Here is a 7,651-nt window from a genome sequence, read left to right on the forward strand (position 1 = left end):
CTACCAAACAGAGATAGAATGTTGGTGTTGTCCTGCGCATTGGCGCTGCACACCGGTGCAAGCGCCAATGAAACCGCAGTCAAACAAGCGAAGAGTCTGATGCTAAATGTCCGCATAGCACTCCTTTTCGCCCTTTGCACCGGGGTGGGTTAGCGCACCATAGCGCGCAGAGCCGACACCTTGAGCATACTTCCAAATAACACCAGAACCGAAGTTGGTTTCGCGCGGTTGCCATTTGGATTTGCGGGCTTCAAATTCTTCGTCAGAAAGATCAACATTGATCTCACCAGTATTGGCGTTGATGGTAATCATGTCGCCATTGTTGATCAGGGCAATTGGGCCGCCAACGGCTGCTTCTGGTCCAACGTGACCAATGCAGAAGCCGCGTGTCGCACCAGAGAAGCGACCATCCGTGATCAGAGCGACTTTGTCGCCCATGCCTTGGCCATAAAGTGCAGCAGTAGTTGCCAACATTTCACGCATGCCAGGACCACCTTTTGGCCCCTCATAACGAATAACAAGCACTTCGCCTTCTTTGTATTCACGCTTGGACACAGCTTTGAAGCACTCTTCCTCACTGTCAAAACAGCGAGCTGGACCTGTGAATTCGAGATCAGACATGCCCGCGACCTTAACAATGGCGCCTTCAGGTGCCAAGTTTCCGCGCAAGCCAACAACGCCACCAGTTTTGGTGATCGGTTTATTGGCGGGCCAAACGACGTCTTGCTTATCGTTCCATGTGATTTTTTCAAGGTTTTCAGCAATCGTTCGCCCCGTTACGGTCATGCAATCACCGTGCATAAATCCATTGTCGAGCAATGTTTTCATGAGTTGGGGCACGCCACCGGCTTCAAACATGTCTTTGGCCACATAACGACCGCCTGGTTTTAGATCGGCGATATATGGTGTCTTTTTAAAGATCTCAGCCACGTCAAACAGATCAAAATCAATGCCTGCTTCGTTTGCAATCGCTGGCAAATGCAGCGCCGCATTTGTGGAACCACCAGAGGCTGCGACGACTGTGGCCGCATTTTCAAGGGCTTTGCGCGTCACGATATCGCGTGGACGAATGTTTTGCTTGATCAACTCCATCACTTGCTCACCTGCCGTGTAGCAGAATTGATCACGAATTTCGTAAGGTGCTGGCGCACCAGCGGAGTAAGGCAATGCAAGCCCTATCGCTTCTGAAACAGTTGCCATTGTATTGGCTGTAAACTGTGCGCCACATGCACCAGAAGATGGACATGCTACGCGTTCAAGCTCTTCCAAATCAGCATCCGAGAAGTCGCCGACAGAATGCTTACCAACAGCTTCAAACACGTCTTGAACTGTTACAGGGTTGCCTTTGAAATTGCCTGGCAAAATTGAGCCGCCATAAAGGAACACAGACGGCACGTTCAACCGCACCATCGCCATCATCATGCCCGGCAAAGATTTATCGCAACCAGCAAGACCTACTAGGGCATCATAGCTATGGCCACGCATGGTCAATTCCACCGAGTCGGTAATCACATCGCGTGAAACCAACGAAGACTTCATGCCTTGGTGACCCATGGCAATCCCGTCAGTCACAGTGATTGTTGTAAACTCACGTGGTGTGCCATGTGCTGCGGCAACGCCTCTTTTAACAAATTGTGCTTGGTGCGAAAGCGCGATGTTACATGGTGCAGCTTCGTTCCAGCAAGTAGCTACACCAACGAAAGGCTGGTGAATTTGTCCACTGGTAAGGCCCATTGCATAATAGTATGAGCGATGCGGTGCCCGAGATGGGCCCTCTGTTACATGTCGACTAGGTAATTTGCTCTTGTCGATGTTATTGTCGTCCACTGGTTATTCCTTCCAAGCATCGTTGTTGCCGTAGCATTAAAATGTTTTTACTTCGGCCACCGTTTGATGCAAGGCACAATTGTGACAAGGCGTACGGTACGGTTCGCAATCCAGTGCGACATAAACAACGTACCATCCGCCCACGGCGTTGTTCTTGACCTGTTATGAATACCCATTGGGTTAAAAAAATGGCGACCACATCGTCAAAATGTGGCCGCCTTTCACTTTCGTGTGATTTTTACCGCGGTGTTGCAAATTTATGACATATCCGCTTGGCAAAAGCCAATCAGGCTAGCCAAGTCGTGCAAGTGCAGCTTCAACACGCTCTTTTTTTGCTTTTGCATCATCACGTCGTTGTTTTTGATCATTCACAACGCTTTCGGGCGCTTTTGATATGAACTGCTCATTCGCCAGTTTGCGATCGACACCATCGATTTCCTTGTCCAACTTCGCAAGGTCTTTGCCCAAGCGTTCTTTTTCGGCAGAGATGTCGATGACACCAGCAAGTGGCAAGCAGAATGTTGCTTCATTCAAGACCAATTGTGCCGCTTCATTTGGAACTGCATCAGCAAAGGATACATCCGCAATACGTGCCAAACGTTTGACCATTGGCTCTTGGCTTTGCAACCGCGACTGAGTAGTCGCATCCGATCCGACCACAACAAGCGGCACTTTTGCGCTTGCAGGCACATTCATTTCTGCGCGGACTGATCGAATTCCCGATATCAAATCGATCAACCAAGTCATTTCGCCTTCAGCAGCGTCATCAACGAGCGCCGACAATTGTGGCCACTCAGATATGATGAGTTGCTTTTTGCGTGCAGGACCTTGTTGGCCGGTTTGCGCCCAAAGCTCTTCGGTAACGAACGGCATGAATGGGTGCAAAAGGGCCAAGATTTGGTCAAGTGCGTAGGCGGCTGTCGCACGCGTTTCAGCTTTTAGAGCCTCATCTTCGCCGTTAAAGACTGGCTTGGCCAACTCAACAAACCAGTCGCAGAATGTACCCCAAACAAAATCATAAGCCGCATTTGCGGACTCGTTAAAGCGGAACGTTTCAATTGACTTTTCAACTTCAGCAACGGCTTTCGCTGTACGGCTCAATATCCACTTATTAAGGGTTGAATTGACCAAATTGGGATCAAAGCCTTCAACGCGAACGCACTCGTTCATTTCAAGGAAACGGGCGGCGTTCCAGATTTTGGTGACAAAGTTGCGGTAGCCTTCAACGCGCGACAAAGACAAGCGAATGTCCCTGCCCTGTGCGGCCATCGCGGCCAAAGTGAAACGCGTGGCGTCGGTGCCATATTCGTCAAAAAGCACCAATGGATCAATTACGTTGCCTTTGGTTTTTGACATTTTCTGACCGTTTTCGTCCCGCACAAGTGCGTGCACATAAACGTTCTCAAACGGCTCTTCGTCCATAAAATGAATACCAAACATCATCATTCTGGCGACCCAGAAGAAAATAATGTCAAAGCCGGTAACCAAAGTGTTTGTTTGATAATAGGTCGCTAATTCTTCGGTCTTTTCAGGCCAGCCAAGGGTCGAAAACGGCCAAAGTGCTGAAGAAAACCATGTATCAAGCACGTCTTCATCACGTTTGATTTCGGTCGGCGCCCCGTAGTGCGCATCAGCCGCCGCTTGCGCTTCTGCTTCTGATGAGGCCACAAACACTTCGTCGTCTGGCCCGTACCAAGCTGGAATTTGATGTCCCCACCACAATTGGCGTGAAATACACCAAGGTTGAAGATTTTCCATCCAAGCGTAGTAAGTGTTTTCCCAGTTTTTCGGAACGAATTTGGTGCGCCCTTCTTTGACTGCGGCAAGCGCAGGCTTTGCAAGTGTTACCGCATCCACGTACCACTGGTCCGTCAAATAGGGTTCGATCACGACCTGCTTTGACTTTTCATCGTATGGAACGGCAATAACCTTTTCTTCAACTTCAACCAAAGCGCCCAGGGCATCAAGATCAGCGACGACCTTTTTGCGCGCTTCAAAACGGTCTAGGCCGCGATAGGCCTCAGGTGCTTCGTCGTTGATCTTCGCATCAACAGTGAAAAGGTTGATCTGTTCAAGATTGTTGCGCTTGCCAACTTCGAAGTCATTGAAATCGTGGGCAGGCGTAATCTTCACGGCGCCAGACCCCTGTTCAGGATCAGCGTGCTCATCTGCAACGATCGGAATTTTGCGTCCAGTTAGCGGTAACACAACCATCTTGCCAACAAGGTGCTTGTATCGCTCATCGTCTGGGTGCACGGCAACGCCGGTATCACCCAGCATTGTTTCGGGGCGCGTTGTGGCAACAACAATGGTTTCGTCTGTTCCCTCAATTGGATACCGCAAATGCCACATGTGGCCGTTGGTTTCGATGTTCTCTACTTCAAGATCAGAAATGGCTGTTTGCAAAACCGGATGCCAGTTGACCAATCGCTTATCTTTGTAGATCAGGCCTTCTTTGTGCAGCTGAACAAATACCTTCAGCACCGCTTCGGACATGCCCTCGTCCATTGTGAAGCGTTGGCGCGACCAATCAGCGGATGCGCCAAGGCGCTTTTGTTGCGACACAATTGTGTTGCCGCTTTTTTCTTTCCATTCCCAGACTTTTTCCAAGAACTTCTCACGACCAAGTTCGCGACGTGATGGCAATTGATTTTCCATCAATTGGCGCTCAACAATCATTTGCGTAGCGATGCCTGCATGGTCAGTGCCCGGTTGCCATAGAACATTTTTGCCACGCATCCGCTCAAAGCGGGCCAGCAAGTCTTGAATGGTGAAGGTAAGCGCGTGCCCGACGTGAAGGTCACCGGTGACGTTTGGGGGTGGCATGGCTATTGTATAGCTCTCCGCCCCCTCCTTAGCGCCAGCCCCTGCAGCAAACAGGTTTTCGCTGGTCCAGCCGTCATAAATCCGGTTTTCAACCTCTTGTGGGTTGTAGCTCTTATCAATCATGTCGCACAGCCTTTGTCTGCCATGGGCAAGGACTGCCCACAGCTGAAATACTTTGATTTAGGTGTAAAGCCAAGGCGAGCCGCCCTGTCAACAGGTCAGGTGCTAAAAAGCCAATTTGGATTAGCGATTACCGCGAGAAACACGTTCAATTTCGCGTTGCACCAGTTTTTCAACCACGCCCGGCAGATTTTCATCCAACCAGCCTTTAAGCATTGGACGCAACATTTCTCGGATCAAATCTTCGACCGTTTGGCCGTTACCGCCAGAAAGGGTTAGTGCATCCAACTGACTGAAGGCGCTAGAAGCGGCGGCTTGGGTCGCGGGCTCTAACAACTCTTCAGAAATTTGCGTCGTTAAAGTGGGATCAGGTAGAGGGCTGGCCGGAATCTCTTCTTCAGGTTCTGGTTCTTGCGCCGGAACTGCATCGTCAAGCGAAGCCAAGTCCACATCGGTTGTCAGATCATCTAAATCCATAGCAACCGACTCTTCTTCTGAATCGTCGTCATTGATAAAGGCAATATCGTCAGGAACCACCATTGCCACATCTTCGGAGACATCATCACCAAACTCGGCGACGAATTCTTCCGGCGACGGCGCGGCGCGCACAAGATCATCAGCGGGAGCACTTTTTGGTTCCGCCTTAGGTGGATTTAGCATTTGATCAGCACTCAGCGCCAAGGGAGCCTCGTCGCCATCATCGTCCGGCAAGTCAGGCATACCGGCCTTAGTGCTTGGTGGGTTAAGCATTTGCTCGGCACCAAGGGCAAGAGGCTCTTCTTCATCCTCTTCGGGAGGCGAAGCGCTTTTTGCTGGCGCTGGCGGAGCGGCTTTAGCTGCTTGTTTCGGCTCCTCCACCATTGCAGTCAGGCTCTCGGGCTCATCGTCCGCCGTGATTTCAGTTGCCAATATTTCTGGTGCCGCCGCCGGCTCATCGGCGGGCGGTTCATCATCTGCAATGATCTGCCTAATAGAAGACAGTATTTCGTCCATCGATGGGTCTTTAGACGCAGGTTGATTCATCTTGGCCTCACAATCGTGCGAAGCAACAAGCACATCAAATACACGACGCGATTCGCACTATTAAAGCTTATTGTGCGAGATATTAACTTGTTAGTCTAGTCGACGCGCAAAAACAGCGTTTTCCACCAATTAGTTGAGTTATTCGCGCAATTCGCCCCAGATGTCTTCTACACGCGCCCGGTATCCGTCAGCTGACTGAATTGTTACGGGCAAGTGCAATGAAGCTGCGTCTAGTTTGCCAGCAGCAGAGACAAGTGAAAACGCTGCAACCACTTTGTTTCGTTGAGCGGTGTACAAAGATTCATTTGCACTGGTCAGTTCAGCTCTGGCGTTTAGAACATCAAGAGTTGTGCGCTGACCAACGTTGCGCTCTTCAATCACACCATCAAGTGCGATTTGACTTGAACGAACTGCAGCATTTGCAGATTCAATCAATGCAATTGACGACTGCAATCCTGACCAAGCAGAAATAACGGCCTCTTCGACCTGATTAACTGTTGCTCTTGCGTCTACCTCAGCATTGATATGCGATAGATTTGCTTTTCGTGCTGATGCGCCCAATGCACCACCTTGATAGATGGGAATCGCCAAGGTCAAACGAATAGACCCAGAAGTGCCCTGTGAAGAACCGCCGCCACAATCGATCGCGCAGATTGAGCCAATAAGATCAAGAGTAGGACCGAAAGCCCGCATAGCAGCATCTGTACCAAATTTTGCGGCTTCTACCTGCGCCATCGCCGTTTGAATCGCCGGGTGGTTGGCTTTTGCAGAACGCAAAGCTTCATCAAGAGAGCGTGGCAAAACATTGCCAAATTTGAAGTTTGAGTTCAAACCAGATGGCTTAGAGCCCATCCAACGCACATAACTCGCTTGAGACGTGCGCAAGGAATTAACTGCTGACTTGTAGGCAGCAACAGATTGGGCAAGACGTGCCTCAGCTTGAGCAACGTCAATTTTTGTGCCCTCACCAATATTCAATCGGTTGCGCGCAGAAGAGACTTGAGCACGTAAGAATTTCACGTTGTCAGCCCGCAAGCTTGCGAGGTTTGTGTCTCGTACCACGTCCATATAGGCCGTTGCGGCAGACAAAAGAACGTTTTGTTCGGTATTGCGCAAGCTGTGTGTCGTCGCGTTCGCATAGGCACGCGCCTGATCAATCTGAGCTGCGGTTTTAAAACCATCGAACAAGCGCTGGTTGTACTGCAAATTCAATGTTGTGTTGGTATTGGCTGTAGCCGAACAACCGGCAATAGCAGCTGCTGCAAACGCAACGGCCAGTCCGCTCATTACATTTTTAGTATTTTTATTCATCTAGTTTCTCCCTAGGGTTTTGAGTATTCACTCAAGGCGGAGCGCAATAATTGAATGCACGTTCGTGCAGGGGCAAGGTAGCCGCTTTACCTGAAACTAAGCTGAAAGAAATTCTTTTAAAGCACGCTGCGTATTACAACGAATCAATACATACCCCTAGGACAGCATGGCGCATGTGATCAAAATTCACCCAAAATTTGATTAAAAAATATCAGTTATGGGGGTAAATCGTGCGGATACGGATATTTAAGATGAAAAAGATAAGATGAATATACGGGCAAAAATAATTTATATTTTTTGTATAAGTTGGGTTGAGCAGCGTGATATCCACCATTGGATTGGGCCGTGATTGAGGTTTTGTTGGGAATCGCTGCGCTCGTCCCAACCTACGGGATTCATAAAGATCGGTGTGTGTGGATTGGGTCGAACAACACAATATCCAACATGGGATCGGGCGGTGATTGGGTTTTGTTGGGAATCGCTGCGCTCGTCCCATATATGGTCTCCTCCCAGTTTGCAAAGGCTCTATGCTTCGATGACGTGG

Annotated in this window: 4 protein-coding genes; all 4 read right to left on the reverse strand. The window is 49.7% G+C overall.

Annotation, left to right across the window (positions count from 1 at the left end):
- Window positions 1-102: 102 nt before the first annotated feature.
- The 4 genes from ilvD to Q0231_RS01810 all read right to left on the reverse strand — a co-directional run bounded on the left by ilvD (window position 103) and on the right by Q0231_RS01810 (window position 7,107).
- Window positions 103-1,827, reverse strand: coding sequence for a dihydroxy-acid dehydratase (gene ilvD, locus Q0231_RS01795; protein WP_269394302.1), 1,725 nt, complete (start codon window positions 1,825-1,827; stop codon window positions 103-105).
- A 291-nt stretch (window positions 1,828-2,118) separates the two neighbouring features.
- On the reverse strand, window positions 2,119-4,776 hold the full coding sequence (locus Q0231_RS01800) for a valine--tRNA ligase (protein ID WP_299344307.1): 2,658 nt from the start codon (window positions 4,774-4,776) through the stop codon (window positions 2,119-2,121).
- 120 nt (window positions 4,777-4,896) lie between these two features.
- Window positions 4,897-5,796 (reverse strand): DUF2497 domain-containing protein, encoded by a 900-nt coding sequence (locus Q0231_RS01805; protein ID WP_299344310.1) that lies wholly within the window; start codon window positions 5,794-5,796, stop codon window positions 4,897-4,899.
- Window positions 5,797-5,934: 138 nt separating this feature from the next.
- On the reverse strand, window positions 5,935-7,107 hold the full coding sequence (locus tag Q0231_RS01810) for a TolC family outer membrane protein (protein WP_299344313.1): 1,173 nt from the start codon (window positions 7,105-7,107) through the stop codon (window positions 5,935-5,937).
- Window positions 7,108-7,651 lie beyond the last annotated feature (544 nt).

The sequence above is a fragment of the uncultured Maritalea sp. genome (assembly GCF_937139385.1).
Lineage (GTDB): Bacteria > Pseudomonadota > Alphaproteobacteria > Rhizobiales > Devosiaceae > Maritalea > Maritalea porphyrae_A.

Excerpts from the sequence above, each read along its gene's own strand:
- Q0231_RS01800 (WP_299344307.1), bottom strand. The coding sequence starts at position 4,776 with ATGATTGATAAGAGCTACAACCCACAAGAGGTTGAAAACCGGATTTAT.
- Q0231_RS01805 (WP_299344310.1), bottom strand. The coding sequence starts at position 5,796 with ATGAATCAACCTGCGTCTAAAGACCCATCGATGGACGAAATACTGTCT.
- Q0231_RS01810 (WP_299344313.1), bottom strand. The coding sequence starts at position 7,107 with ATGAATAAAAATACTAAAAATGTAATGAGCGGACTGGCCGTTGCGTTT.